At 65.3% G+C, this 24,223-nt stretch carries 26 protein-coding genes, 1 tRNA gene and 1 pseudogene; 10 read left to right on the top strand and 18 right to left on the bottom strand.

The features are described 5' to 3' along the window. Nucleotides 1–127: 127 nt before the first annotated feature. Entirely contained in the window at nt 128–1,264 is a 1,137-nt protein-coding gene (locus N5I32_RS12730; protein ID WP_261496253.1) for a DcaP family trimeric outer membrane transporter, read from the top strand. A gap of 70 nt (nt 1,265–1,334) precedes the next feature. On the opposite strand, the gene N5I32_RS12725 is transcribed toward N5I32_RS12730, so the two are convergent. The 6 genes from N5I32_RS12725 to N5I32_RS12700 form a co-directional block, all read right to left on the bottom strand. Continuing rightward, nucleotides 1,335–1,535, bottom strand: a complete 201-nt coding sequence (locus tag N5I32_RS12725; protein ID WP_261496252.1) for a hypothetical protein — start codon at nt 1,533–1,535, stop codon at nt 1,335–1,337. Nucleotides 1,536–1,866: 331 nt separating this feature from the next. Then, nucleotides 1,867–2,220, bottom strand: coding sequence for a hypothetical protein (locus N5I32_RS12720; protein ID WP_261496251.1), 354 nt, complete (start codon nt 2,218–2,220; stop codon nt 1,867–1,869). 54 nt (nt 2,221–2,274) lie between these two features. Continuing rightward, a complete protein-coding gene (locus N5I32_RS12715; RefSeq protein ID WP_261496250.1) occupies nt 2,275–2,568 on the bottom strand; it encodes a hypothetical protein in 294 nt (97 codons plus the stop codon). A gap of 144 nt (nt 2,569–2,712) precedes the next feature. Further along, the gene (locus N5I32_RS12710) at nt 2,713–2,844 is read right to left on the bottom strand and encodes a hypothetical protein (protein ID WP_261496249.1); all 132 of its coding nucleotides are present in this window, start codon (nt 2,842–2,844) and stop codon (nt 2,713–2,715) included. Nucleotides 2,845–3,046: 202 nt separating this feature from the next. Beyond that, a complete protein-coding gene (locus tag N5I32_RS12705; protein ID WP_261496248.1) occupies nt 3,047–3,496 on the bottom strand; it encodes a DUF6497 family protein in 450 nt (149 codons plus the stop codon). A 23-nt stretch (nt 3,497–3,519) separates the two neighbouring features. Beyond that, nucleotides 3,520–5,052 (bottom strand): acyl-CoA carboxylase subunit beta, encoded by a 1,533-nt coding sequence (locus N5I32_RS12700; protein ID WP_261496247.1) that lies wholly within the window; start codon nt 5,050–5,052, stop codon nt 3,520–3,522. A 229-nt stretch (nt 5,053–5,281) separates the two neighbouring features. Here N5I32_RS12700 and N5I32_RS12695 point away from each other — a divergent pair, with 229 nt between their 5' ends. Beyond that, complete coding sequence (locus N5I32_RS12695; RefSeq protein ID WP_261496246.1) at nt 5,282–5,647, top strand: DMT family protein; 366 nt, start codon at nt 5,282–5,284, stop codon at nt 5,645–5,647. A gap of 54 nt (nt 5,648–5,701) precedes the next feature. Here the strand turns inward: N5I32_RS12695 and N5I32_RS12690 are convergent, their stop codons facing one another. Further along, on the bottom strand, nt 5,702–6,883 hold the full coding sequence (locus tag N5I32_RS12690; protein ID WP_261496245.1) for a pyridoxal-phosphate-dependent aminotransferase family protein: 1,182 nt from the start codon (nt 6,881–6,883) through the stop codon (nt 5,702–5,704). Between the two features lie 180 nt (nt 6,884–7,063). Here N5I32_RS12690 and N5I32_RS12685 point away from each other — a divergent pair, with 180 nt between their 5' ends. Together N5I32_RS12685 and ygfZ are read left to right on the top strand one after the other, a co-directional pair. Next, nucleotides 7,064–8,797: an ABC transporter ATP-binding protein gene (locus N5I32_RS12685; protein ID WP_261496683.1), complete on the top strand. Its 1,734-nt coding sequence runs from the start codon at nt 7,064–7,066 to the stop codon at nt 8,795–8,797. 20 nt (nt 8,798–8,817) lie between these two features. Then, nucleotides 8,818–9,579 carry a CAF17-like 4Fe-4S cluster assembly/insertion protein YgfZ gene (ygfZ, locus tag N5I32_RS12680; RefSeq protein WP_261496244.1) on the top strand — a complete coding sequence of 254 codons (762 nt, stop codon included), beginning with the start codon at nt 8,818–8,820 and terminating at the stop codon, nt 9,577–9,579. Nucleotides 9,580–9,642: 63 nt separating this feature from the next. Here the strand turns inward: ygfZ and efp are convergent, their stop codons facing one another. Further along, a complete protein-coding gene (gene efp, locus N5I32_RS12675) occupies nt 9,643–10,206 on the bottom strand; it encodes an elongation factor P (RefSeq protein ID WP_261496243.1) in 564 nt (187 codons plus the stop codon). A 216-nt stretch (nt 10,207–10,422) separates the two neighbouring features. On the opposite strand from efp, the gene N5I32_RS12670 reads away from it, so the two are divergent. Continuing rightward, complete coding sequence (locus N5I32_RS12670; RefSeq protein ID WP_261496242.1) at nt 10,423–10,743, top strand: DUF6280 family protein; 321 nt, start codon at nt 10,423–10,425, stop codon at nt 10,741–10,743. Nucleotides 10,744–10,837: 94 nt separating this feature from the next. Here N5I32_RS12670 and N5I32_RS12665 read toward each other — a convergent pair whose 3' ends face one another. The 3 genes from N5I32_RS12665 to N5I32_RS12655 all read right to left on the bottom strand — a co-directional run bounded on the left by N5I32_RS12665 (nt 10,838) and on the right by N5I32_RS12655 (nt 13,986). Continuing rightward, complete coding sequence (locus N5I32_RS12665; protein ID WP_261496241.1) at nt 10,838–11,851, bottom strand: prolipoprotein diacylglyceryl transferase; 1,014 nt, start codon at nt 11,849–11,851, stop codon at nt 10,838–10,840. Between the two features lie 69 nt (nt 11,852–11,920). After that, on the bottom strand, nt 11,921–13,282 hold the full coding sequence (locus tag N5I32_RS12660; RefSeq protein ID WP_261496240.1) for a TolC family outer membrane protein: 1,362 nt from the start codon (nt 13,280–13,282) through the stop codon (nt 11,921–11,923). A 50-nt stretch (nt 13,283–13,332) separates the two neighbouring features. Then, nucleotides 13,333–13,986, bottom strand: a complete 654-nt coding sequence (locus N5I32_RS12655) for a protein-L-isoaspartate O-methyltransferase family protein (RefSeq protein ID WP_261496239.1) — start codon at nt 13,984–13,986, stop codon at nt 13,333–13,335. A 141-nt stretch (nt 13,987–14,127) separates the two neighbouring features. On the opposite strand from N5I32_RS12655, the gene N5I32_RS12650 reads away from it, so the two are divergent. Beyond that, nucleotides 14,128–14,201, top strand: a tRNA-Cys gene (locus N5I32_RS12650). A gap of 62 nt (nt 14,202–14,263) precedes the next feature. Here N5I32_RS12650 and N5I32_RS12645 read toward each other — a convergent pair. The 6 genes from N5I32_RS12645 to N5I32_RS12620 form a co-directional block, all read right to left on the bottom strand. After that, the gene (locus N5I32_RS12645) at nt 14,264–15,142 is read right to left on the bottom strand and encodes a tyrosine-type recombinase/integrase (RefSeq protein ID WP_261496238.1); all 879 of its coding nucleotides are present in this window, start codon (nt 15,140–15,142) and stop codon (nt 14,264–14,266) included. A 1,065-nt stretch (nt 15,143–16,207) separates the two neighbouring features. Then, the gene (locus tag N5I32_RS12640; RefSeq protein WP_261496237.1) at nt 16,208–16,672 is read right to left on the bottom strand and encodes a universal stress protein; all 465 of its coding nucleotides are present in this window, start codon (nt 16,670–16,672) and stop codon (nt 16,208–16,210) included. Between the two features lie 107 nt (nt 16,673–16,779). Beyond that, the gene (locus N5I32_RS12635) at nt 16,780–17,280 is read right to left on the bottom strand and encodes a hypothetical protein (RefSeq protein ID WP_261496236.1); all 501 of its coding nucleotides are present in this window, start codon (nt 17,278–17,280) and stop codon (nt 16,780–16,782) included. 302 nt (nt 17,281–17,582) lie between these two features. Beyond that, nucleotides 17,583–18,125 carry a carboxymuconolactone decarboxylase family protein gene (locus tag N5I32_RS12630; protein ID WP_261496235.1) on the bottom strand — a complete coding sequence of 181 codons (543 nt, stop codon included), beginning with the start codon at nt 18,123–18,125 and terminating at the stop codon, nt 17,583–17,585. Between the two features lie 29 nt (nt 18,126–18,154). Continuing rightward, nucleotides 18,155–18,517 (bottom strand): hypothetical protein, encoded by a 363-nt coding sequence (locus N5I32_RS12625; RefSeq protein ID WP_261496234.1) that lies wholly within the window; start codon nt 18,515–18,517, stop codon nt 18,155–18,157. Nucleotides 18,518–18,663: 146 nt separating this feature from the next. Beyond that, nucleotides 18,664–19,623, bottom strand: coding sequence for an AraC family transcriptional regulator (locus N5I32_RS12620; protein ID WP_261496233.1), 960 nt, complete (start codon nt 19,621–19,623; stop codon nt 18,664–18,666). Nucleotides 19,624–20,018: 395 nt separating this feature from the next. On the opposite strand from N5I32_RS12620, the pseudogene N5I32_RS21420 reads away from it, so the two are divergent. From N5I32_RS21420 to N5I32_RS12605, 3 genes and pseudogenes are all read left to right on the top strand, one after another. Continuing rightward, nucleotides 20,019–20,318, top strand: a pseudogene (locus N5I32_RS21420) (YHS domain-containing (seleno)protein); the annotation flags it as partial. A 74-nt stretch (nt 20,319–20,392) separates the two neighbouring features. Next, nucleotides 20,393–21,085: a glutathione S-transferase family protein gene (locus tag N5I32_RS12610; RefSeq protein WP_261496231.1), complete on the top strand. Its 693-nt coding sequence runs from the start codon at nt 20,393–20,395 to the stop codon at nt 21,083–21,085. Then, complete coding sequence (locus N5I32_RS12605) at nt 21,082–21,582, top strand: GNAT family N-acetyltransferase (protein WP_261496230.1); 501 nt, start codon at nt 21,082–21,084, stop codon at nt 21,580–21,582. Before N5I32_RS12610 ends, N5I32_RS12605 begins: the two co-directional genes overlap by 4 nt. Nucleotides 21,583–21,982: 400 nt before the next feature. On the opposite strand, the gene N5I32_RS12600 is transcribed toward N5I32_RS12605, so the two are convergent. Continuing rightward, a complete protein-coding gene (locus tag N5I32_RS12600; RefSeq protein ID WP_261496229.1) occupies nt 21,983–23,131 on the bottom strand; it encodes an acyl-CoA dehydrogenase family protein in 1,149 nt (382 codons plus the stop codon). Nucleotides 23,132–23,234: 103 nt separating this feature from the next. Between N5I32_RS12600 and N5I32_RS12595 the strand changes: the two genes are divergently transcribed. Beyond that, nucleotides 23,235–24,146 (top strand): LysR substrate-binding domain-containing protein, encoded by a 912-nt coding sequence (locus N5I32_RS12595; protein ID WP_261496228.1) that lies wholly within the window; start codon nt 23,235–23,237, stop codon nt 24,144–24,146. The last annotated feature ends 77 nt before the right edge of the window (nt 24,147–24,223 follow it).

Raw genomic sequence — 24,223 nt, 5'->3', positions numbered from 1 at the left:
CAGGTGTTTGCCACGACAAATCGTCAATCGTCGCGATGGAATAGTGACCCCTCCCCCCCTCGCGCGCGCGCGTCTTAAGGGTTCTCCTGCGGGGGCATCTGCAACGATGTGAAAAGGGGAGTATACCATGACCAACGGAATGAGATTGAGCGCAGCGGCGACCACGGCGGTTGCCATGGCGCTCGGGCTCGCGGCCCCGGCTGCAGCCCAGACGCTCGAACAGCGCGTCGCCGATCTGGAGGCGCAACTGGCCGACATCCACGGTGACGGCACCAAGGGCTTCAAGATCGCGCCGAACACCCGGCTGCGCTTCTACGGCTATGCGAAGGCTGACTTCATCCAGGACTTCGACACCAACCTTGGCGACACCATCTTCGGCCTCGCCTCGATCGTGCCCGGCGTCGAGACCGGCTCCGAGTTCACGGCGCACGCCCGGCAAACCCGCCTTGGATTCGAGACCTTTACCGAAACCGACCTCGGCGTTCTGAATACCAAGGTCGAAGGCGACTTCTTCGGCGACAGCGGCTTCCGCCTGCGTCACGCCTACGGACAATTGAACGGGTTCCTGGTCGGTCAGACCTGGACGAACTTCATGCCGATCGAGGCCTATCCGGACACCTTCGACTTCCAGGGTCCTGCGGGCATTCCGTTCGCACGCAAGGTCCAGGCGCGCTACACCTACGACTTCGGCAACGGCTTCAGCCTCGCCGGCTCGATCGAAGAGGATGCCGCCGACGAAGCAAAGGGCTTCGGCGGCGATGAACGGCCCGCAGTGACCGCCGCGGCACGCTACGGCTTCGAAGGCGGCCATGTCCGCCTGGCCGCGATCTCGCGCGAACTGACGGGTGCCACGGGAACGGTGGATGGCTGGGGTGTGAACCTGTCGGGCGCCGTAACCCCGTGGGATGGCGGTCAGATCGTCGCCCAGGTCACCACTGGTGAAGGCATCGGCAGCTACTTCGTCTTCGGCGGCACCGATGTCATCGGCGACGAAGCCGTCGAGTCGACGGGCTACACCGTCGGTATCAAGCAAGCACTGGGCGAAAAGTTCGACGTCGGCCTGGCCTATGGCTACCGCGACATCGACGTGGGCGCCGCCGCGACCGACACCGAGAACTTGACCACGGTTCACGCCAGCCTGTTCTGGAAACCGACGGCCAAGGTGCGCACCGGGCTCGAATACATCTACGGCGAGCGTGAGCTGTTCGACGGCACTTCGGCGGACGCGAGCCGCCTTCAGGCCTCCGTCCAGTTCAACTTCTGAGGAAAGACGCGATGCGGGCCGGCCGGACCGGCCCGCATCCTTCCGCCGGCTTACGGCGTGGTTCGCTCTGTCAGTAGCAGACGCCCATGTCGTCGCAGGTTGCGCCCGCCAGACCGCCAAGGGCCGCGCCGGCGACCACGTTGGTGTCAAGCGCGTCGGCCACGACCGCACCGGCCGCCGCACCGGCAAGCGCGCGCTCACCGTCGGTCTGAAGACATCCGGCAAGGCTGGAAACCAGCGCCAGGCCAAGAATGATCCTTGAAAGTTGCATGTTGCTCCGCCTCCGTAAGGGTTTGTTATGCGCGGCGATATTACCGGAACGAGACGGCACTGACACGCAGAATCCGCGCCCCGATGCCGCCTCGTGGCAACAAGGCGCCGAAGCCTGCGGCCAAGGAAAGTTGACCTGACCCGCAAGGGGCCAGGTCTGAGGGTAGGGGAAGGGTAACGGTTCTTGCAAATCGGGGCGCTTGATGTGCTGGAGGGGGACGCCCCGCAGACAGCTTCCCAGCAATCCCGCCCTTGGGCAAACACGAATTCGCACGGGCGTGACCGGTCGGCGGCAGGTTGCCGGAAGCCGTGACGGGTCAGCGGGAACATGCCTAACCCTCCCCCTCGAACACCTCGGGGAAAGCCGCGCGCGCCTTGCCCTCATCGATGCGCAGCAGCGCCTCGTAGCTTTCGGGGTCGAAATTCTCCTCAGCCGCCACAACCTCGCGGCCGAAAAGCCAGGACAGCCGTCCGGCATCCAGGTTTCCGCGTTCGAAAGGTTCGGTGCCGAAGTGGTCCCAGAGCGCGGCCAGGAAACCGGCATCGGCGCGGCGGTCGGCAGGGCTGCGGTCGCGGAAGCGTTCGCGCGCGACCAGTTTCGTGGCACCCTTCGGATTGGCGCGACGGATTACGAACTGATGGTCAGTGCCCGGCAGGCGACCAGGAAAGCCGCGGTGCTTCAGCATGGCGCGCCCCCTTGACCGAAGGCGCGACCGTGAAGCCCGAGCCCGCCGCTTCCGTCAGGGCGCGGTCGGGGAAGTGCCGGGCTGACCGCCGGGAACCGAGGAGTCGTTCGGATCACGCCCATCGTCGGGCGGCGGGCAGGGCATGGCGGTCGACTGCGGGTCGCATTCGTCAGGGGGCGGCAGGCACGGCATCTCGGCAGAGCCGGGCACAAAGGTGCCACCCTCGCAGCCGATGACTCCGCCGTACTTGTCGTAGATCGGTTGCGGTGTAATCGGCTCGGGCGCCTTCTGGCATGCGGCAAGCATGGCGACAAGGCAAAGACCGACTGCAAGCGGCTTCTGTAGCATGTGTCACTCCCCTCTACGCACGTTTTTGTGATTTCGAGGGGGACAGGGTACAGATGCCAGCCTTGGCTGGCAACCTTTGACGCCGGCGAAGCGCCAGCGGGACAGGCAGGCCGGGAGCTTGCAAACCCGGCCTGCCCGATCGACTTAGTTGCCGTACTTGCCGGTGAAGGTCGGCTCGGTCGAAACCGGATCCTCGACGACGACGGTTTCTTCCTTGGCTGCGCAGGCCGCCACGAAGGCGACGAGGGCAACGGCGAGAAGCGCTTTCTTCGACATAACTTGCTCCTGCTCTCGGCGGTTGGAGTGAATGCGTCCACCGCCACATGTTCTGGTTTGGTTGCTTCGGTCACATTGCTGCGATCCACCGCCAAACTAGCCGAAAGCTCTGGGCCTGCCCATGGCTTCACGCCCAAGAAACGCGAATGTGACGTCACTGCATCACCGCAACTGGCGGATTTCCGCTTGTTTTCGGGGCGCATCAGAATACCTCCCATTCGCAGGTCTCGCCCTCGGGGCGGAATGCCTCGAAATATTGCGTAGCCTCGGGGTCGGCGGTTCCGAACTCCACGGGACGATCCGCAAGCGTGATGATCACCTGCTCCGGCACAGGCCCGGTGGAGGCAAGCCGCGGCAGGGCATAGGTCTCGCAAAGCCAGGTCATGTCGGCCAGCGTCGCTTCGTCCGCGGGCCGCAAGGCCAGATCGGCGGCGACAAAGCGGAACCGGATGGTCAGCCCCTCGGGACCGGGGGCGCTGTGGATGGTGTCGAGATAGGACACGACCATGCCCGAGGGCAGGGTGAGCGTTTCTTCGGCGCGCGCATCGCTGCCGGACCGCGTCATCACCGTCGCGGCCATTGCCGCCCACATCAGGACCATCCGCGCCTGCCGCCATCCTCGGCCGACCCGCCGGCACGTCTCCCCCGTCATCGCACCCTCCCCCCGTTTCCGGATCACAGCGGAATGTTGTCGTGCTTCTTCCAGGGGTTCGACAGCTTCTTGGTGCGAAGCGAGGCAAATGCGCGCGCCACCCGACGGCGGGTCGAATGCGGCATGATCACCTCGTCGATGAAGCCCTTCTCGGCGGCGACAAAGGGATTGGCAAAGCGGTCCTCGTAGTTCTTCGTCCGCTCCGCAATCCTGTCCCGGTCGGCCAGTTCGGAGCGATAGAGGATCTCGACCGCGCCTTTCGCACCCATCACCGCAATCTCGGCGGTGGGCCAGGCATAGTTGAAATCGCCGCGCAGGTGCTTGGAGGCCATCACGTCATAGGCGCCGCCGTAGGCCTTGCGGGTGATGACGGTGACCTTCGGCACCGTCGCCTCGCCATAGGCGAAGAGCAGTTTCGCGCCGTGCTTGATGACGCCACCATATTCCTGCCCCGTCCCCGGCAGGAAACCCGGCACGTCGACGAAGGTCAGGATCGGGATCTCGAACGCATCGCAGAAGCGGACGAAGCGCGCCGCCTTGCGGGACGAGTCGATGTCGAGGCACCCGGCCAGCACCATCGGCTGGTTCGCGACCACGCCGACGGTCTGCCCCTCGATGCGGATGAAGCCGGTGATGATGTTTGCGGCATAGTCCTTCTGGATCTCGTAGAAATCCCCCTCGTCCGCGACCTTCAGGATCAGTTCCTTCATGTCGTAGGGCTGGTTCGGGTTGTCGGGGATCAACGTGTCGAGGCTCTTCTCGACCCGCGCGGGATCGTCGAAGAAGGGCCGCACCGGCGCCTTCTCCCGGTTGTTGAGCGGCAGGAAATCGAACAGCCGGCGCACTTCGACCAGCGCCTCGACATCGTTCTCGAAGGCCCCGTCAGCCACCGAGGATTTGCGGGTATGGGTCGAGGCGCCGCCCAGTTCCTCCGCCGTCACGATCTCGTTCGTGACCGTTTTCACGACATCGGGTCCGGTGACGAACATGTAGGACGTGTCCTTCACCATGAAGATGAAGTCGGTCATCGCCGGCGAATAGACCGCCCCCCCGGCGCAGGGCCCCATGATGACGGAGATCTGCGGCACCACGCCCGAGGCCATGATGTTGCGCTGGAAGACATCGGCATAACCGGCGAGGCTCGCCACACCCTCCTGGATGCGCGCGCCGCCAGAATCGTTCAGGCCGATTACCGGCGCCCCGTTCTGCACCGCCATGTCCATGATCTTGCAGATCTTCTGGGCGTGCGTCTCGGACAGAGATCCACCGAAGACGGTGAAGTCCTGCGAGAAGACGTAGACCATGCGGCCGTTGATCGTCCCCCATCCGGTCACCACTCCGTCACCAGAGGGGCGGTCGGCCTCCATGCCGAAATCGGTGCAGCGGTGGGCGACAAACATGTCGAACTCCTCGAAGCTCCCCTCATCCAGCAGGAGTTCGATGCGTTCGCGCGCAGTCAGCTTGCCGCGCGCATGCTGGGCGTCGATCCGGCGCTGCCCGCCACCCATGCGCGCCGTGGCACGGCGTGCCTCGAGTTCTGTCAGAATGTCCTTCATGATCCCCCCAAGCGGTTGCAGTGGCCAGCGGTGGCGCGCACCATAGAGGGGAACTTCGCAACCACAAAGGACAATCAAGTAAATTTGCAAACACTTGGCAGACACATATCTGCAAACTGAATTATTGAATATTTCGGGCTACCGATGCCACTCGCGAAGCTTACGGCAACCCTTGTCCGCGCTTTGGCGGCACGCTAGCCAAAAGCGGCCGTCCCTCAGCGAGTCCGCCATGCCAAGCCCCGTCTCCATCCTCCCCGTTCCGCTTCTGACCATCGGCCTCCTGGTCGCCTCGAACGTCTTCATGACCTTCGCCTGGTACGGGCATCTGAAGTTCAAGGCCGCGCCCCTCCTGACCGTGATCCTCATCAGCTGGGGCATCGCCTTCTTCGAATACACGCTCCAGGTGCCGGCCAATCGCTGGGGCCACGGCACCTTCACCGCCGCCCAGCTCAAGACCATCCAGGAGGTGATCTCGCTCTCCGTCTTTGCGGTCTTTTCCTGGGCTTACCTCGGCGAACGGATCACCTGGCAGCACGGCGCGGGCTTCGCGCTGATCGCCGCCGGGGCCTGGTTCATCTTCCACGACTGGGGCTGACCGCCCCTTCATTCTGGCCGAAATACTCCGGGGTCCGGGGCAGCGCCCCGGCCTTCAGCCTGCCGCGATGACCGCCGCCGCCGCATCGAGCGCGCCCGGCCCGCGCGCTATGCCCAGCGCCCGCATCCCCGCCTCGATCACCGAAAGCGCGCCTAGCGTCATGTGCGCGTTGACATGCCCCATGTGGGCGATGCGGAGCCAGTCGTCGGCGCTTTCCATCCCCAGACCGATGCCCAGGGTGACCCCCGCCTCCCGCGCGCACCACTGGCGCAGGCGCTCCGCTGCCCCGCCGACGCGCACCGAGGTGACCGAGTGCCCCCGCGCCACGGGATCCGCGATGTTCAGCGCGATGTCACCCCCCTGCCCCCAGGCCGTGACCGCCGCCCAGACTGCCCGCGCCAGAACGGCATGACGTGCCCAGACGGCTTCCAGCCCTTCCTCGTGCAGAAGCATGTTCAACGCCTCGCGCAGACCGTACAGGTGATGCGTCGGCGCGGTGCCGCAGAACTGCTGCCAGTATTCCTCGGCAAAGGCGCGGGGGGTCCAGTCCCAGTAGGGCGTGCGCAGATCGGACCCCTTGCAGCGATCCCGCGCCCGCTCGTTGAACCAGACGAACCCCAGACCCGGCGGCGTCATCAGCCCCTTCTGCGAGGCGCCCACCATCACATCGACCCCCCAGGCGTCCATCTCGAAGGGATCGCAGGCCAGCGAGGCGATGCAGTCGACCGCCAGAAGTGCGGGGTGCCCCGCGGCGTCGATGGCCGCACGGATCGCGGCGACATCGTTCCTGGCGGTGCTCGCGGTGTCGACATGGGTGACCAGCACCGCCCTGATCTCATGGCCTCTGTCGGCCCGCAGCGCCTCTGCCAGACGTGCCGGGTCGGCCGGGGCGTGGCGGCCGAAGTCGAGACGGTCGACCCTGACGCCCAGCCGCTCGACCGAGCTTGCCCAGCTTGTCCCGAACTGCCCCGTCACCAGCACCAGCGCACGGTCGCCGCGCGAGAACAGGTTGGAGTTCGCCGCCTCCCAGGCGGCATGGCCGTTGCCGATGTAGATGGCGACGTGATGCGCGGTTCGCGCCACCGCCCTGAGGTCGGGGTAGAGCGAGGCGGTCATCTCGTGCAGCGCGCCTGCATAGATGTCGGGGGCCGCGCGATGCATCGCGGCAAGCACCCGGTCCGGCATGACGGACGGGCCGGGAATGGCAAGATAGGGGCGGCCCTGGGCCAAGGTCATGATGAATGTCTCCGCAGTCGCGCCATGCGTAGGACGCCGCCGCTGCAAGGTCAATCGGGCGGACCGGGGCGCATCGCGATCCCCTCGCCTTGCCACCGGCCCCGGCTTCGGGCTAGATCGCCGCGAACCGTAGCAACGCCGGACACGACCTTGGACGCCGCGATCGACGCGCAGGCCCAGATGACTTCCCGCCGCCTGCTCGCCAGGCTCTGGCGCGACTACCTGCGCGCGCACCGGCTGGGCATGGCGGTGGCGCTCGCTCTCATGGTGATCGAGGGTTCCACGCTCGCCTTGCTGTCCTATGCTCTCGAACCCCTGTTCGACCGCGTCTTCGTCGGCGGGGAACTGGGCGCGATCTGGGTCATCGGCGGCTTCATCCTGTCGCTGTTCCTGGTCCGCGCGGTGACGCTGGTCGCCAGCCGTACGATGCTGACAGCGATTGCGCAGCGGACCTCCGCGGCGATGCAGGTGGACCTGCTGCGACACATCCTGACGCTTGACGGCGGGTTCTTCCAGGTCAACCCGCCCGGCCAGCTGATCGAGCGTGTCCAGGGGGATACCGCGGCGGTTCAGGGCGTCTGGAGCCTGCTGATCACCGGTGTCGGGCGCGATTCCGTTTCCCTTGTGGCGCTGACGGTCGTCGCCGTTTCGGTCGATCCGGTCTGGGCCGCCTTCGCCGTTGTGGGAACGCCCCTGCTGATCCTGCCCGCGCTTGCGGTTCAGCGCTACATCCGGCGCAAGGTTGCGCAACTGCGCGAACAGGCGGGGCGCCGGGCGACCCGGCTTGACGAGATATTCCACGGCATCACCGCGATCAAGCTGAACCGGATCGAAAACTACCAGCTGGGTCGCTTCACCCGCATCGTCGCCTCGATCGTCAGCGCGGAAACCAAGTCGACCGCAAGCCGGGTGACGGTTCCCGCGATGATCGACATCGTGACCGGCATCGGCTTTTTCACCGTGATCATCTTCGGGGGCGGCGAGATCGCCCGGGGCGAGCGTACCGTGGGAGAGTTCATGGCTTTCTTCAGCGCCATGACGCTGGCTTTCCAGCCGCTGCGGCGGCTGGGCGACATGGCCGGGCAGTGGCAGACCGCGGCCGTCAGCCTCCGGCGCATCTACGGGCTTCTGGACCGCGCGCCGGTGGTGCAGTCGCATCCGGCGGCCCCGACGCACCTCGCGCTGGCCGACACCGGCCTGCGGTTCGAGAGCGTCAGCCTCAGCTACGGCGAACACGCCGTGCTGCGCGGCGTCAGCTTCACCGCCGAACCGGGCCGGACGACCGCCCTTGTCGGACCCTCTGGCGCCGGAAAATCCACCATCTTCAACCTTCTGACGCGGCTCGTGGACCCGCAGTCCGGGCGCATCGAGCTGGGCGGGCAAGACATTCGCGACGTTGACCTCGATCACCTGCGCGACCAGTTCTCGGTGGTGTCGCAGGAATCCTCGCTGTTCGACGAGACCATCCGTGAGAACATCCTTCTGGGGCGGGACGACATCAGCCCCGAGGCGCTTGCGCGCGCACTCGCCGCCGCGCATGTGACGGAGTTCGTCGATACCCTGCCGCTGGGGCTCGAGACGCCTGCCGGGCCGCGTGGCTCCGCCCTTTCGGGTGGCCAGCGCCAGCGCGTGGCGATCGCCCGCGCGATCCTGCGCGATGCTCCGATCCTGCTTCTGGACGAAGCGACCTCGGCGCTCGACGCGACGAGCGAGCGGTTGGTGCAGGACGCGCTCGACCGGCTGAGCGAGGGGCGCACGACCCTGGTCATCGCCCACCGACTTGCGACGGTGCGCAATGCCGACAAGATCGTGGTCCTTGATCATGGCCGCGTCGTGGAAGAGGGTACGCACGACGCGCTTCTGGCAAAGGGCGGGCTTTATGCCGGGCTCTGCCGGCTTCAGTTTACCGAGTGATCGCAGGAAAGGCGGGGCGAATGGCCGAGCGGATCGATGAGCGGATCGACGGGCGCACGGTCCTGCGGATTTCGGGGCAGGATCGGGTCTCCTTCCTCCAGAACCTTGTGACCAACGACGTGCGCGGTACCGACAGGGGCCTTGTCTATGCAGCGCTTCTGACCCCGCAGGGCAAGTTCCTTGCCGATTTCTTTCTGGCCCCGGACGGGGACGGCATCCTGCTCGACGTCGCCTCCGACCTTGCGCCGGGCCTCGCGCGGCGGCTGGCCATGTACCGGCTTCGCGCCGATGTCGCGATCGAGACGACGGAGCTGCACGTCTCGCGCGGTCTCGGCCCCCGGCCTGCGGGCGCCTTCGACGACCCGCGCCATCCCACGCTCGGCTGGCGGCAGTACGGGCATGCTGAGGGCACCGGCCCCGTCACCGACTGGGACGCCATCAGGGTCGCGCATTGCATCCCCGAGACGGGGATCGAGCTGCTGCCGGACGAAAGCTACATCCTCGAATGCGGGTTCGAACGTCTGCACGGCGTCGACTTCCGCAAGGGGTGTTATGTCGGGCAAGAGGTGACCGCCCGCATGAAGCACAAGACCGACCTGAGAAAAGGCCTTCTCACGGTGCAGGTCACGGGCGACGCGGCGCCCGGCACGGAGATCACGGCAGATGGCAAACCGGCGGGGCGGCTTTTCACCCGCGCGGGCGAGCGTGCGATCGCGTATCTCCGCTTCGACCGGGCCGAAGGACCGCTGATCGCGGGAGGGGCCAGGATTCAGCTTCCGTGAACGCAAAGGGCCGCCCGAAAGGGGCGGCCCGTCTGTTGCGGTCGCGCGGCGCGACCGGAAATCTCAGGCGCGTTCGGAATATTCCATCGTCTCGGTGTGGACGATGATGTCTTCATCCTGGCCGATGAACGGCGGCACCATGATGCGCACGCCGTTGTCGAGGATCGCGGGCTTGTAGCTGTTGGCGGCCGTCTGACCCTTCACCACCGGCTCGGTCTCGACCACCTTGCAGGTGACCTTCTGCGGGATCGAGACCGACAGGGCCTCCTCCCCGTAGTATTCGATCGTCGCCACCATGCCGTCCTGAAGGAACGGGCGGCGGTCGCCCAGCAGGTCGGCCGGAAGCTCGATCTGCTCGAAGGTCTCGTTGTCCATGAAGACGAGCATGCCGTCGTTTTCATAGAGGAACTGCTGGTCCTTCTGCTCAAGCCGGACCTGTTCCACCTTGTCTTCCGACCGGAACCGCTCGTTCAGCTTGCGTCCGTCGCGCAGGTTCTTCAGTTCCACCTGCGCGAACGCGCCGCCCTTGCCGGGCTTGACGTGGTTGACCTTCACCGCAGCCCAAAGGCCGCCCTCATGCTCCAGCACGTTGCCGGGGCGGATTTCATTGCCGTTGATCTTGGGCATCGTAAGAACCTTGATAAAAGGTTGAATGGGGATCGCCGGCTCCTATATATGCCGGGCCTCTGTCTGGCAAGCCAACAAGATGCAGGGCCGGCTTCGCGCCAGCTATGCAATAGGCGCAAGGCTGCTATCGCAAACAGGTAATACCGAATCAGGGGCGAATAGTCATATTCAGCCCACTCCGGGAAACGCAAGAGCAATAAAAAAGGGAAGCGCACGATGCGGGATTTCGTTGATGGCACCGCATTCAACCACGAGCAGGGTCAACGGTCGCGGAAACTCTTCGCCGCCGTGGTGCTGGCCGCACTCGACGATGCAATCGCCGATGACAAGAAATATGGCAATGGCCCCGAGCAGATCGCCCGCTGGGCGCGGTCCCGCGACGGGCGCGAAGTCCTGTCCTGCGCCGGGATCGACCCGAACGAGCGTGTGGTGAAGGGCCTGATGGAGTTCGTCTCGAAGGGCGTGCGGACCTCGGTCGCGCTTTCGCGCGAGGAAAGCGAACGCCGCGCCGCCGCGGAAGAGGCCGAAGCGGCCTGAACCCGCCCCACTACCGGACCGCAACGCCCGCGCCCCATCCGGGGCGCGTTTGCGTTTCGGCGCGCCGTGTGGAGGCGTGTGGAGGAGCGTGCGGTCAGTCCCGCTCCCGCTGGCCAAGCGCGATCTGGACCTCACGCCGGACCAGCTTGCGCAGCCGGTCCGTCATCCGCTCTCCCAGCGCGCCCTGCAGTTCCTCGCGGACCAGCGTCGCGACCATCGTCCGCAGAAGATCGTTGTCGATCTCGCCCGGCTCCATCACCGATGCGCGCTGCGCAAAGCCGGGCGATCGGGCGTCACCATCGACCGGCTCGGCTTCTTCGTAATCGTCGAATTCCCCTTCGTCGAACTGCGCCTCATCCGCTGCACTCTCGACCTCCGGTCCTGCGCCGAGGTGTAGCCGATCCCGGTGTTCCGCCAATTCGGGCGCGTCGTCCCGGTCCCCGTCAGGCGCGCCTTCCACGGCAGCCGGTTCCACTTCGGCCACCTCTTCGGCGTCCTCGATATCATCGAGGATGATCGCGTCCTCGATCTCGTCGCTTCCGGCGAAGGCGGGCGCTTCGCTCGCATCCACCGCCTCGTGCGCGTCGGCCTCGTCCGTGGTGCCGTCGTCCGCATCGATCACGTCCGAGCGGGCCTCGACGGCGGAAGCCTCATCCTCCGCCGCATCGGTGTCGGGGGCTTCGGGCCAGTCCCGGTCCTCGGCGGCGGCCAGATCCTCCGCCTGCCCGTCCGTCGCGGACGCTTCCAGCGCTTCCTCAGCCGGCGTCCCGTCCTCATCGACGGGTTCCAGATCGAACTCCGGCCCGAAGTCGACGGCCTGCGCCACCGCGGCGGGCGCGTCACCGTCGTCCGCCTCGAATTCCGCCTGAAGATTGGCAACCGCCGCCTCAAGCTCGACGATCGTCTCCTCCAGCCTGTCGCGTTCCTCCGACGCGGCCTCGCCGGGGCCGACAAGGCCCGCGTCGTTCACGCGCAGGGCGGGCGTCAGGACCAGTTTTTCCATCGATGCGGGTGCGACCGGACACGCCGCGCGCGCGTCCTGTGACACCAGCCGACGGATGGACGACAGGACATCCTCGACGTCCAGGTTGGTCCGGTGATCAGACATGGCGGCTCCGCTCCTGTTTGCGGGGCAGTCTAGACCTCCGGACCGCTTCCGACAACAGGTTGCAAAATATTACTTCTTTCCGATTGCCTTCAGGACGCGGTCCAGGCTTTCGCCCTGCACAGAGGTATGCGGCGCCGACTTGACGGCGTTGAAATAGGCTTCCGGGTCATAGGTCGGCACGCCCAGCTTCAGATGCTCGGCGGTCAGAAGCCCCATCGAGGACAGGAGCGAGTAGGTGGCAACCTGAAGCTGTGTCTCGGCGTTGATTCGTGCGGCCTTGGCGTCAAGCAGGTCCTGCTCGGTATCCAACACGTCAAGCGTGGTGCGCGCGCCCAGGCGGGCCTCCTCGCGGACGCCCTCATAGGCGATGGTCGCCGCCTCGACCTGCCGCTGCGTGGCGGTGATCTGTGCGCGCGCGACATCGATCGCGGCCCAGCTGTTGCCGACATTCTGCGCGATGATGACGCCCGATTGCAGCAGCGCCGCACGCGCAGCATCGCGATTGGCGATAGCCCTGCGGTGGGCGGCTGGAAGCGCGCCGCCGGAATAGATCGTCTGGCGCAGGTCGAGGCCGATGGTGGCATTGTTCTCACCACCTTCAATCCGCGAAACGGAGGTGGACAGGTCGATCTGCGGGCGCCGCTCTGCCGCCGCGATCTCGACCAGAATGTCGGCGCCCTTCGCCTGTTCCTGCGCCTGCCGGATCGTCGGATGGATACGCTGCGCGATGGACTGCGCCTCGTCGACGCTGCGGGGCAATTCCGGCGTCCGCGGCGGACCCGCGAGCGTTCCGGGGTAGCCACCCGTCGCGGCACGATAGGATTCGCGCGCCGACGCCAGCGCCCCCTCCGCCGCGGCAAGCGAGGCCCGCGCCGATGCCAGCCGTGCCTCAGCCAGCGCGACATCGGTCCGCGTGACCTCACCGACCGAGAAGCGGTCCTCCGCGGCCTTCAGTTCCTCACCGATCACCTTGACCGAGTTTTCGGTGATGGCCAGGTTCTCGATTGCGTTGCGGACATCCATGTAGGCGACGACGGCGGTCAGCAGAACCTGCTGTTCCACCTGCACCAGAGCGTCGCGCGTGGCCAGGACCGCCTGCTTCGCGGCTTCGATCTGCAACTCGCGCCGGCCGAAATCGTAGACGGTCCACTGCGCGGCCAGCGTCAGCGCGGCGTCCAGGCTGTCGCCCGCGGGGCTGTCGGTGTAGTCGACCGATGCGATCCAGGACACGACCGGCCGCAGGGTCGCGATGGCGCCGGCGAAATCCTCGTCAGCGGCGCGCAGAACGGCACGATTCTGTTCAAGCAGGTTTGAATTGCGGTAGGCCGCGGCGAGGGCGTCGGCGAGCGTCTCCGCACCGGCCTGCGCGCCAAGTATCGACATCATCGCGACGGCCGATGCCAGAAGCGTCCTGCGGATACCTGCCCTCATTCCCGTTCCCTTTCTTCCCGCCGCGTTCCGAGGCGAAGGCCGTCCGCGGATCAGAGCGTGAAGCCGTGTGCCGCCTCGAACCCCGGCAGGACCGGTGCTGCGGCGTTGAAGGCGAAGCGCCAGTTCACGCGCCCATCGATCTTGTGTCCGATGCGGCAGACTCCGAGTGCCCCTTCCATGAAGATGGCGCCGATGCGGCCGCCTTCCTTCAACTGGTCGAGCAGCGCCTGCGGCACCGTTTCGGCGGCGCCCTGTATCGCGATGACGTCATAGGGGCCGTGCTTTGCCGACCCGGCCGACAGCGGCGCCTCGATCACGGCGGCGTTGTCGCAGCCTTCCGCCGCCAGAAGCGCCTCGGCCTGTCCGGCCAGTCCGGCGTCCTCTTCCACCGCCACGACCGCCTCGGCCATGCGGGACATCACGGCCGAGGAATACCCCAGCCCGCAACCGATATCGAGCACCAGGTCACCGGGCCCGATGTCGAGCGCGTCGAGCATCTTGGCCAGGGTACGCGGCTCGAGCATCACCCGCCCGCCGCCCAGGTCGAGGTTTTCGCCGACATAGGCCGCCTCGCGCTTGGCGCCCGGCACGAAGACCTCACGCGGAATGGCGAGCATCGCCTCGATGATGGGAAACTTCGTCACATCATTGGGGCGAACCTGGTTGTCCACCATCATGGTACGGCGGGCGGCGAAATCGGTCATCGACTGAACTCTTCGGTATGATTTCCGGTCGGGTTTCGTCTTGCCACAGAACGGAACGATCGGCAACGGGTGCAGACCGCGGAATGCATCGCGCAACGGGTTGCGCGGCGTTTTGCCATGGTATATCTCCGCCACATCTTCGGCGGGTTGGCGGAGAGGTTACGCAGCGGATTGCAAATCCGTGAAGACCGGTTCGATTCCGGTACCCGCCTCCAAACAAAATCAACAACTTAGTACATCATGCAACTGCGCGGGCCACCAGCGTTTACAGGTGCGTTTACACTTTTGTTCGCGTTCCGGTCCGCTGTGCGGTAGTCAGCTTGTGAAGAATCGTGTCGGTTTCATCCGGCGAAACCCGGGCATATTTTTCGATCATGTTCGCCGCTGTACGTAGCGACCATCCCATGTGCTGGGCAATTTCCTTCAGGGTCAGCCCGTGATTCAAAAGACGCGTCGCCGCCGTCCCGCGGGTGTCATAGAGGCGCAACGAATACCCGAGGGCGTCCTCGGTAAGACCAGCCTTGTCGCGCCACTGACGCAAGCCTTCCGATATGCGGTGCTCGGTGAGAGGCTCACCGGATGCGTTGGTCAGTATGAGCATCCTGTCATCCGGTGTGTCCGCTATGATGGCCGCCATTTCCGGAGTGACGGGGAGAGTCGCCATCTGCTTCCGCTTGTTGGTTCGAAGCTGGATGCGCTGGCCTTTCGGTGTCGTCTGAATGTGAGCCCGGGTGAGCCGAATGAGATCTCCTGGTCTAAGACCCGTCTCGCAGGCGGCGATCAAGATGCGTCTGACCCAGGCCGGAGCGATCGCACAGACCGCGTCCCTGTGTGACGCAGACCAGACGATGTCCGAGCGGTTCACTTCGTAAAGGCGCTTCAACTTGTCGCAATGGTGGGCGCGGATCGCGCGCGCGTCATCGCGCGCCCAGTTGAGGATACGGGTGACAACCGTACCGGCGTAGTCATGCTGCTTGGGCGAATGCGCCCAGGCCCTTCGCCAGTCGTCCACCTCCTTGCGCGATTCTGGTTCCTCGAACAGGGCCGCTGGATCGTCCTTGAACGCTTCGGCGAAGCGAAGGGCCCAAAGTCGGTAATCCTCCCTGGTTCTGGCTCCCCGGGGCATATGCGCGCTCGAGAGGAAGTCATCGACCATTGTTGAAGTCATGTAGGTCGAGCGCTTTGGTCGAGCGATAACGCGTGCGTACTCGGTGTAAAATGCCGGATCCAGCGGGAAGGCCCTGTCGTCGACCCAGAACTTCGGACCTCCGCGCCAGGCATAGAAGTGGAACCGTACGCCCTGCTTAACTGCTCGGCGAACGCGGTGTACCCGGGGCGGAAGCTTAGGCGTGGCCACGGCGTACCCTCCGCTGCTCGGTCAGGCTGATGGGTGTATTGGCACTGGAGGCTTCTGAAGCATGACGTGACAGCCCCTGCGCCTCATCGAGGCGCCGCCGAACCAGAAGAGGATCGTACCATCCACGGCGACCGGGAACGGGCGTGATCCTCAAGTTGGCAAGCCAATTTCTGCAGGATGAATTCGCCCCGGAGTAGCCTAGCTCTTGGGCCAGTTGTTCGATGGATATAAGTCGGATATGCAATAGACCACCTCATGGCCTCGGCGCGGCAAATCCCGACGGTCAGGTCGGAGAGCCCCTACGCTAGATCTGGAAGATGCTGGCGATCGCACGCATGGAAACTTGAGTACGTGCAAGCCTTTGATCAAAGGCTCTCGCCGCGGCCAGATATGGCCAGAACAAAATCTAGTATAGTAAACACCGTTTGGATCGCCAAGCCAAATCTGCCCCAAGGAAGGCAAGCCGCCTGTAAGATCAACGCGCTAGCGACTGTGTCTATGCAGTGATCTGATGTCGCCAAGGGTTCCGGATTTGAGGATCACGTTTGCGGTGGTGATGAGCCCGCGCGCGACGGCGACAGTGGCGAGTTTGTGCGGCTTGACGCACTTTTTGAGACGCTTGGTAACGAGCCTCAGAACGGGATCAGGACAAGGCGCGGAGGCCGGTGGAATGTGGGGGATGTCAAAGGGCTGCCGGCAAGGGCAAGCGCATGGAACCCGTCGGGTTCCGAAGTCCGCCGTCAGGCTGTCCCGATCCGTTGCTCTCGCTGAATGGCACGGCATTCACACCATGTGTTGCCGGGCGCAGGGTTCAGGGAAAAGGCCGCCGGTTCTCACCGGGAACAGGGTCCTGAAATCTGACGATCAGGGCACAGGCCCGCCAAACAGCGCTTCATCGGAAATCTCGAGCCGTGCAACCAGCAGGCTGCAGTTCAGGGTGTCGCTGAGAGATGCCGTGACTGACCCTTTCAACCACCTGGCCATCGCCCCCTGCTTGTGATGCCCGACGACGACCAGGTCAGCGGCGATTTCCTGCGCTGCCTTGCAGATCTGCTCTGTAGGGTCGCCCCTTTCCAGTCGCGCCTCGGGGACAAGGCCCATTCGGATCAGACGTGCCTTGCCCTCATCAAGGATCTTCTGGAATTCCTCGGTCCGGTCCGGCGGAATGTAGACCGCACTGCCATCGCCGGCGACAAATTCGGGCGTGGGTTCCACGACGGCCATCAGCACGACGCGCGCTCCACAGACCTGGGCCAGCCGCGCGCCTTCGCGCAAGGCGAGGCGTCCCTCGATGGATCCGTCATACGCCAAGAGGATCGTGCGATACATGGCTGCCTCCGACATTCTGCCGCATCTCAGGACTGAATGCACCATAGGCCCGCGGTTCGCGCGGAACAAATGCTGCACTCCGCGGCGGTCCGCCGGCCTGTCGGTGCCTAAAGCGCATCTCGGCAAGCCCTCCATGCCTTCAGCGCCGGACTTCGCCCTGAGCCCGGGAAGCTGCCGATCTTCCTGTGCTTGAAGTCATAGGCATCGATCCTGTCGCCTTTCGCCGACCAGATTGCGTCGATGAGGCTATCGATTGCCGCGGTCTCGGCGCAAATCTGCAGGCCGTTCGAAAAGTAGTTCCCGTTGCTGACGTAGAAGCCAGAGCTGCCGATGAAAAACCCGACCTCGTCTGTGCGCTTGCTGAACGTCCATTGCTGGTCCTCCGCACTCACGCAACTGGTCGCCTCTTGCCCTATGAGTTCAAGGAACCCGGTCGATCGAGCCGACCTGGCACTGCAGTAGTCAGGTGGATCGCCTTGGTCCGTGCCGACAAACTTGAACACCGTCCAGGGAGCTTTTTCGTAGACGATGGTGAACTTGTCGTCCGCCGCCGCTGCGCCGGCACCGAAGACGCACAAAAGAGCGACGCCAGTTGATACCTTCCCCACTCCTCCAACCTCCTACGTTGACCCGATCGCCGTCAGCAGCCAAATCCACGTGGTTCGGTCTGAATATTACCGTACGGCAGGATTCTGCGCTACCTTGGACAAGAATTCTGCATGTCTGAGCATCGCCGACCTACCCCTGGCAGCTTCTCCGGTTCCTGCTCAGGCTTTGGGGCTGGGGCGTCGTTATCCTCGCCTGCGACATGCCGGAGGCCAATGACCTGAACCTCGCAGAACTCCTGTTCACGTGCTTGAGACCGTCGGGAGGAGATCGGCCCGGCGTCAATTCCGCCGGGCCGGATGTCCTACGCCGCGCGAACCTTGCGGGCTGGGAAGTCGATGTCGGTACCCGCCACATGGTTGAGGTAGTTGGTGAAGATGTTGGCCACCACCTGCGCGACGGTCTCGACAATGTCGGCTTCGCTCAGTCCCGCGCCACGGGCCGAGGCGAGGTCTGCATCTTCCAGCATTCCGCGCGCCGTAACGATGGCCGTGGCGAGCCGCAGGATGGCTGCGGTGCGCGGGTCGTCAGACTGACCCGCGAGATGCGCGTCAACCGTGGATGGAGAGACTTTCAAGCCCGCCGAGATCGCGGCATGGGCCGAGGCACAGTAGTCGCAGGCGTTGGCGCCGGCAACGGCCAGCGCGATCGCCTCGCGAGTGCGGGCGTCGAAGGCCCCGCCCGCCAACGTCTCGTTCAGGCCGAGCATGGCCGCCAGAACCTTGGGCTGGTTCGCGGCAACGCGGTACAGGTTCGGCACCATGCCGATCTTGCCCTTGATGGCGGTGAAGAGTGCTGCGGCCTCGGGGGCGGCGGAGGTGTCGGAAACCTGGGTGATGCGAGCCATGGGATATGTCCTTTCAGGCTGACGAAGGATCAGGCCGAGGCCATTTGCGTTTCGGGCTTGGAAAGGCCGATGACCACCACGACGGCGGCGCCATTCAGCAGGTAGTAGATCGCATCCAGACCGCTGAAGCCGAGCGCGAAGGGAAGGATCAGGAACAGGATGCCGACCGCCAGATCGACGGCGAGGTGCAGCTTGTAGGGCAGCACCCGGATCGCCCCGAGGTGATGATCGGTGAACAGGGTCAGGAAGAAGGCGGCCACGCCGATGGTGGGCGAGATCGATAGCGCCAGCGGGTGCGAGGTGCCGAGTCCAAGGGCAAACGGCAGCGAAAAGAGCGCAAGCGCGACCGGATAGTCGAGCCAGGCATGAATGGTCTTGGTGACGAAGCGCATGTTTCATGGTCCTTTCGGTGGAGGAGGCGATGGGCGGTCGTTTCCGCCGCGCTTCCCGAGTTAAGGGCCATGGTTCGAACGATGAATTTCAGGAAGTTCGCAATACGTTGCAGATCGTCCAGATTTCCGGACGTATCGTCAGGCTGCTATGTTGCACGCAGATCCTGCGCAAGGCCCGACTGCCGGAAGGCCGCCGGCGAAATCCCGATCTCCTTCTTGAAGACGCGGCTGAACGCGGACTCGGAGGCGTATCCGGATACCTCTGCGGCCTCGGCCACCGACAGCCCCCGCGCCGCCAGCGCCTCGCGCGCAATCTGCATCCGCCAGGATGTGACGTAGGCCATCGGCGTCACGCCCAGGCGTTCCGAGAAGCGTTCCGCGAATCCCGTGCGTGACATCCCCGCCTCGCGCGCGAGGCGCGCCACCGTCCAGTCTGCTGTCGGCGCGCGGTGGAACGCGGTCAGCGCCCGCGCGAGATAGGGATCGCCGAACCCGGTCACGCCGCAATCGGCTTGGTTCGCCTGTTCGATGTGGGCGCGGATCGCCTGGGCAAAAATCGCCTCGGACATCTTCAGTGCGATCAGGTCGCCGCCAAGCCGTGTCCCTCCGGCTTCGGCCCCGATGACTTTGAGCGTCGCCTCGAGCCATGGGCCCGCTTCTTCACCATAGCCGCGCAGGTGGATGAAGGGCGGAAGCCGATCGAACAGGATATGCCGCGACCCCTCCGCCAAAGCGAAATGACCGCAGATAAGCTGCGTGTCGCGCGGGCTTTCCTCCCCGCCCCAGACCAGCGTTCCGTGGCCCGGAAACCCCGACCGGGAGAGGACATCGTCCAGAGGCAAGGCATCGTCGGGGCCGGTGTAGCGGCAGGTCAGGATATGGGCGGTCCCATGGGGGATCACGATCAGGTCGCCTTGCCCCAGATGCACGGGCACGGCGACCCCTGCCACCCGCACCAGCGCCTCGCCCCGATGGGCGAAGTGGAATCGCGCGACGTCGCGGAAGGCGGGGACGCGCACGCCCCAGGGCTCGGTGAAGCTCGTCCGGAAGTAGAGCGAGCCACGAAGCGAGAGGCGGGTGAGGATGTCACTGAGCAGGTCCAACATGTCGTCATCCTGCACACAGATTTCTTTGTACGTCCAGAAGGCTGGACGATCGGGCATGCAAAGTGAACCATCCGGCATTAACACGCCGGAATACATGAGGTCTATGGCACAGGCAGTCGATGTGGCGGCAGGTCCAATCCTGACCCGGCGCCGCAGCCGAACGCAGTACCGGCCCGAAAAGGCCGCCCCAACCCTGTTGAAAGGAAGAACTGATGTCTCGCACGATCACCATCACCGCCGCCGCCCTGACGGCCCTTCTCGCCTTCGGCCCCGCCATGGCCGCGGACGAGGCCAATGTCGCGCCCGGCCTCACCTACGGCGGCGCGCCGCTGGGATTGCATGGCGCCGACCCGGTCGCGCTGCTCGACCAGGGCACCAACGCCGAAGGCAACGCCAGCTTTGCAGCCGCGCATGAGGGCGTCGCCTACTACTTCGCCTCCGAAGAGAACCTGAAGGCGTTCGAGGCGAATCCGGCACGTTACGCGCCCCAGTATGGCGGCTTCTGCGCCTTCGGCGTTTCGGTCGGCAAGAAGTTCGATGGCGACCCGAGCTTTGCGGCCGTTCTGAACGACAAGCTCTATGTCTTCCTCAACAAGGACGTCTACGAGGCCTATCTCAAGGACCAGGCCGGCACCATCGAGAAGGCCGAGGGCAACTGGACGAAGATCGAGCACACCGCCGCGACAGCTCTCTGACAAGAGCCCCACGGAACCGGCCCGCGCAACGCTCCACGCGGGCCGGTTTCCGCCATCTGTTGCAGGAGAGGTCCATGACTCAACCTATCACGCTCATCAGCCACGTGCTTTGCCCCTATGTCCAGCGCATCGCCATCGCACTGGCCGAGAAGGACGTGGCGCATGACTGCATCACCGTGGATCTCGCCAGGAAGCCCGACTGGTTCCTGGCGCTTTCGCCGCTCGGGCGGACGCCCGTCCTGCAGGTCGGAGAGGCGGCGCTCTTCGAGTCCGCGGCGATCCTCGAATACCTCGAGGAAACGCAACCCGGCCCCCTGCACCCCGCAGACCCGGTGGAGCGGGCACGGCAGCGCGCCTGGATCGGGTTTGCCTCTGAGTGCCTGAACGACATCGCAGACTTCTACTCTGCCCCCGATGCCGGGACGCTGGAGGCGAAGGCCGCAGCGCTCCACGCCCGGTTCCGGGTGCTGGAGGGTCAGCTTGGTTCCGGACGCTGGTTCGCCGGCGACCGCTTCAGCCTGGTCGACGCCTGCTTCGCCCCGGTCTTCCGCTACTTCGAAACCTTTGACCGGATCGGTGACTTCGGCTGTCTTGACGGCCTCGGGCGGGTGATGGCCTGGCGCCGGTCGCTTGCGATCCGGCCGTCCGTGCGCGCCGCCGTTGCCGACAATTACGACGATCTGCTGGCAGCCTTCCTGAGGCGTCGGGGGGGCGCGCTTTCGCGCAGGATGGTGCCCGCCGGTATCGCGATCCGGCATTCGGCATGACCGGCACGGCCCCAACCATCCGATTTGCGCGCCTGACCGAGGTGCCGCTTGCGGAGCTGGTCGCGCATATGTCGGACCCGCGCCTGCGCGCGCACATGCCTTTGCTGACCGGAACCTGGGGCGACGCCGAGGCGCAAGGCTTCGTCGTCGCCAAGGAGGCCTGCTGGGCGCGCGACGGACTCGGTCACTGGGCCTTTCTCGCCGACGGGCGCTATGTCGGCTGGGGCGGGTTCCAGTTGGAAGGCGAGGAGTGGGACTTCGGCCTGGTCCTGCGGCCGCAGGATTTCGGCCTTGGTGCGCGCATCACACGAGCGGCGCTGGACTTCGCGCGATCGGACCCGCGCATCCCCTTTGTCACGTTCCTGCTGCCGCCCTCGCGTCGCAACCTTGGCGCCCTGCGCCGGCTGGGCGCGCGGGCCGCCGGCCGCCAGGTCCACACCGGAGCGACATTCCTGAAGTACCGCCTCGAAACTCCACCATTCGGCTGGCAGCCGTGAAGGAAAACCATGGCGACAATCGATCATCTGAGCCTCGCGGCAACGGACACAGCACACGTGAGGGACAGCGACAGGCGGATTGTCGCCATCAGAGGAAGCGATCCTGCAGGCGCACCGTTGGGAGAGAAACGCAGTGCCGCGATACCCGTCTTGCGGTAGATCTGAGCGATTTTCCTACGGCGCGCTGCATTTGTGCCGCAAGGGGCCAGAACTCCAGGACAGAGAGACCGACAAGGGCGAACGGCTTCCGCTCGTCGATCCTCGCGTTCAGACGGGCGGCGGGCTGGGCCGGCCGGCGGAAATCGACTATCGCGGACCCGAGACCGCTGATCGATCTGCCCGGCAACTCTACAGCGGACCGACGCGGCGGGGTTACGGCGGGACCGGCGCGCGCCGATGGTCAGAAGCTTGCGCCGCTGATATCGCCGCCGAGAGCATGACGGCCACCGATCACGAACTGCTCGGCACTCATGGCGATGTGCTTGGCCGCTGCGCGAACGTCGCGCTCGCGCCGCTCGAAGGGCTGGGACTCGGCAAGGGACCGGGCTCCAATCAGATCGTTCACCCGCAGCACGGCGCCCACTGCGACGTCAGCGGCGTGAGAACAGGCCAGCCGGTAGTTGATCCGGGCCGCAACCTGATCAGCACCTTCGCTGTCGACGGAGGCGCACAGGTCCGACATGGCTGACCGCAGATAGGCGCCCGCCGCCCTGCACGACGCAAGGCAGCGCCCGATCTGGGCCTGCACCAGTTCGCGTTCCGCGACGGGAACGCTGACACCCAGACGACGGTGGCCGGCGCTGACCGAGACGAGCGCGTCGATGGCGCCCTTCGCGATCCCGAGCGGCACCGTGGCGACCGTCCAAACAAAGGCGGATACGCCTGGAAGGCGATAGACGATACCGGTTTGGGTCGGAACCGGCTGGAGGTCGCAAACGAATTCGGCTGGCAGGAACACGTTGTCCGCCTCGAAGTCCCAGCTTCCGCTGCCTCTCATGCCCGACACGTGCCAGTTGTCGATCAAGTTGACAGCCCCGCGTGGCAGGAACGCAAGAACGATCCGCCCACTACCATCGCATATCTCGCAAAGCGGGGCGAAGGTCGTGGCGTGTGGCGCGCCGCTGGCAAAGGGCCAACGGCCGGTGATGCGGTATCCGCCCGCCTCGGGAACCGCCTTGCCGATTGCGCCCGTGCTTGAGGCGACGAAGGCCGACGGGCTCACGAACACTGCTTGAGCGGCTTCCAACGACAGATAGCCGCCGGCGCGCGACATGCCGCCACCGTTTCCGACGAGCCAGCCGATCGTCCCATCGAAAGCTGCGGCGTGCTCGACCACGGTCATGAAGTCGAGGGGCGAAAGCGCGCATCCGCCGAGTTGAGCCGGCAGCAGCAGGCGGAAGAACCCCGCTTCGCTCAGGGCACGAAACGCCTCGTCCGACAGCCTTCGATCCGCATCAAGGCGCCCGGATTGTTCCGCCAGCAGGGGGCGGATCCGTTCGAACCTATCGATCATGGTCGCGGCGGTCACAGGCGATTGTCCGTCCAGCATGATGACCTCCTTCCGGGATGCCGGAATGGTCGGCCTCGATGAGAAGTGGGGCAACAGCAAAGAATTTCGGGCAAGATGAAAGCAATTCATCTAGATTGGCCCCATGCATCGGCTTCCACCTCTCCGAGAGCTTCAGGCATTCGAAGCGGCTGCCCGCCTGCTGAGCTTCAGGAAGGCGGCCGAGGAACTGTCCGTCACGCCCACAGCCGTCAGCCACCAGATACGGCTCCTGGAACGCTATTGCGGCCAACCGCTTTTCCAGCGCCAGCCGAGGCCCTTGCAACTCACCACCGCGGGCGCACAGCTTCTGCCGGTTGTCCGGGACGCCTTCCTGTCGATCTCGGACGAGCTTGGTCGCCTAACCCCCGGCAGCCGGATCGGCCATCTTCGGGTCACCACGACCAGCGCCTTCGCCGCGCGCTGGCTGCTGCCGCGCCTGGACAGCTGGCGCGCGGAAGCGCCGGGGTCGACGCTCGACCTTGTGGGAACGGATACGGTGCTGAACCTTCGCACGGGCGAAGTGGACGTCGCGATCCGTTATGCACGTCAATCACCGACGGACGGAGTCGCGGTGGAGCTGCTTCGCGATACCTTCCACGTCGTGGCGGCGCCGTCGATGCTTGACGGAGGCGTCGGGATGCTCGAGCCTCAGGCGATCCTCGATCTGCCACGCGTCGAGGTCGGCTGGCCCCTGACCGACGCCGGAGCGCCTACCTGGCGTCACTGGGAGACTGCTGCCCGAGCGGCAGGCCACCGGATCAGCGGCACCGTCCGGCCACCACACCTGAAATTCCACGAAGAGCATCACGGGATCGAAGCGATCGTTGCCGGACAGGGGCTTGGGCTGTGTAGCGACGTGCTTGTGGCACGGGAGCTTCGCGATGGCCGTCTTCTGCAAGTGAGCGATATCGTTCTGCCCGGCTACGGCTTCTACTTTGTCTATCGGAGCGAGCACCCGAGGCGCCGGGCCCTAGAAGCCCTGCTTCACTGGATGCAGCGACAAGCCTCCGCGTGACGCCGATTGTCAAACAGGCGCGGGCGACGGTCGGCTTGCCTGCCTTTCTTTTCTTACGCGTTTGGCTTGCCTGCCTT

The sequence above is a fragment of the Albidovulum sediminis genome (assembly GCF_025380365.1).
Lineage (GTDB): Bacteria > Pseudomonadota > Alphaproteobacteria > Rhodobacterales > Rhodobacteraceae > Albidovulum > Albidovulum sediminis.
The sequence above is the reverse complement of the archived record's forward strand: the minus strand, read 5'-3'. Positions and strand labels throughout refer to the sequence as shown.

Bases quoted from the DNA above. Each gene is read 5' to 3' on its own strand.
- ygfZ (WP_261496244.1), top strand. From the start codon at position 8,818: ATGGCCGAGCGGATCGATGAGCGGATCGACGGGCGCACGGTCCTGCGG.
- N5I32_RS12665 (WP_261496241.1), bottom strand. From the start codon at position 11,851: ATGTCTGATCACCGGACCAACCTGGACGTCGAGGATGTCCTGTCGTCC.
- N5I32_RS12690 (WP_261496245.1), bottom strand. From the start codon at position 6,883: ATGACCTTGGCCCAGGGCCGCCCCTATCTTGCCATTCCCGGCCCGTCC.
- N5I32_RS12710 (WP_261496249.1), bottom strand. From the start codon at position 2,844: ATGTCGAAGAAAGCGCTTCTCGCCGTTGCCCTCGTCGCCTTCGTGGCG.
- N5I32_RS12720 (WP_261496251.1), bottom strand. From the start codon at position 2,220: ATGCTGAAGCACCGCGGCTTTCCTGGTCGCCTGCCGGGCACTGACCAT.
- N5I32_RS12660 (WP_261496240.1), bottom strand. From the start codon at position 13,282: ATGAGGGCAGGTATCCGCAGGACGCTTCTGGCATCGGCCGTCGCGATG.
- N5I32_RS12600 (WP_261496229.1), bottom strand. From the start codon at position 23,131: ATGCTGGACGGACAATCGCCTGTGACCGCCGCGACCATGATCGATAGG.
- N5I32_RS12700 (WP_261496247.1), bottom strand. From the start codon at position 5,052: ATGAAGGACATTCTGACAGAACTCGAGGCACGCCGTGCCACGGCGCGC.
- N5I32_RS12620 (WP_261496233.1), bottom strand. From the start codon at position 19,623: ATGTTGGACCTGCTCAGTGACATCCTCACCCGCCTCTCGCTTCGTGGC.
- N5I32_RS12610 (WP_261496231.1), top strand. From the start codon at position 20,393: ATGACTCAACCTATCACGCTCATCAGCCACGTGCTTTGCCCCTATGTC.
- N5I32_RS12645 (WP_261496238.1), bottom strand. From the start codon at position 15,142: ATGGTCGATGACTTCCTCTCGAGCGCGCATATGCCCCGGGGAGCCAGA.
- N5I32_RS12625 (WP_261496234.1), bottom strand. From the start codon at position 18,517: ATGCGCTTCGTCACCAAGACCATTCATGCCTGGCTCGACTATCCGGTC.
- N5I32_RS12595 (WP_261496228.1), top strand. From the start codon at position 23,235: ATGCATCGGCTTCCACCTCTCCGAGAGCTTCAGGCATTCGAAGCGGCT.
- N5I32_RS12695 (WP_261496246.1), top strand. From the start codon at position 5,282: ATGCCAAGCCCCGTCTCCATCCTCCCCGTTCCGCTTCTGACCATCGGC.
- N5I32_RS12655 (WP_261496239.1), bottom strand. From the start codon at position 13,986: ATGACCGATTTCGCCGCCCGCCGTACCATGATGGTGGACAACCAGGTT.
- N5I32_RS12630 (WP_261496235.1), bottom strand. From the start codon at position 18,125: ATGGCTCGCATCACCCAGGTTTCCGACACCTCCGCCGCCCCCGAGGCC.
- N5I32_RS12725 (WP_261496252.1), bottom strand. From the start codon at position 1,535: ATGCAACTTTCAAGGATCATTCTTGGCCTGGCGCTGGTTTCCAGCCTT.
- efp (WP_261496243.1), bottom strand. From the start codon at position 10,206: ATGCCCAAGATCAACGGCAATGAAATCCGCCCCGGCAACGTGCTGGAG.
- N5I32_RS12730 (WP_261496253.1), top strand. From the start codon at position 128: ATGACCAACGGAATGAGATTGAGCGCAGCGGCGACCACGGCGGTTGCC.
- N5I32_RS12705 (WP_261496248.1), bottom strand. From the start codon at position 3,496: ATGACGGGGGAGACGTGCCGGCGGGTCGGCCGAGGATGGCGGCAGGCG.
- N5I32_RS12715 (WP_261496250.1), bottom strand. From the start codon at position 2,568: ATGCTACAGAAGCCGCTTGCAGTCGGTCTTTGCCTTGTCGCCATGCTT.
- N5I32_RS12640 (WP_261496237.1), bottom strand. From the start codon at position 16,672: ATGTATCGCACGATCCTCTTGGCGTATGACGGATCCATCGAGGGACGC.
- N5I32_RS12670 (WP_261496242.1), top strand. From the start codon at position 10,423: ATGCGGGATTTCGTTGATGGCACCGCATTCAACCACGAGCAGGGTCAA.
- N5I32_RS12685 (WP_261496683.1), top strand. From the start codon at position 7,064: ATGACTTCCCGCCGCCTGCTCGCCAGGCTCTGGCGCGACTACCTGCGC.
- N5I32_RS12605 (WP_261496230.1), top strand. From the start codon at position 21,082: ATGACCGGCACGGCCCCAACCATCCGATTTGCGCGCCTGACCGAGGTG.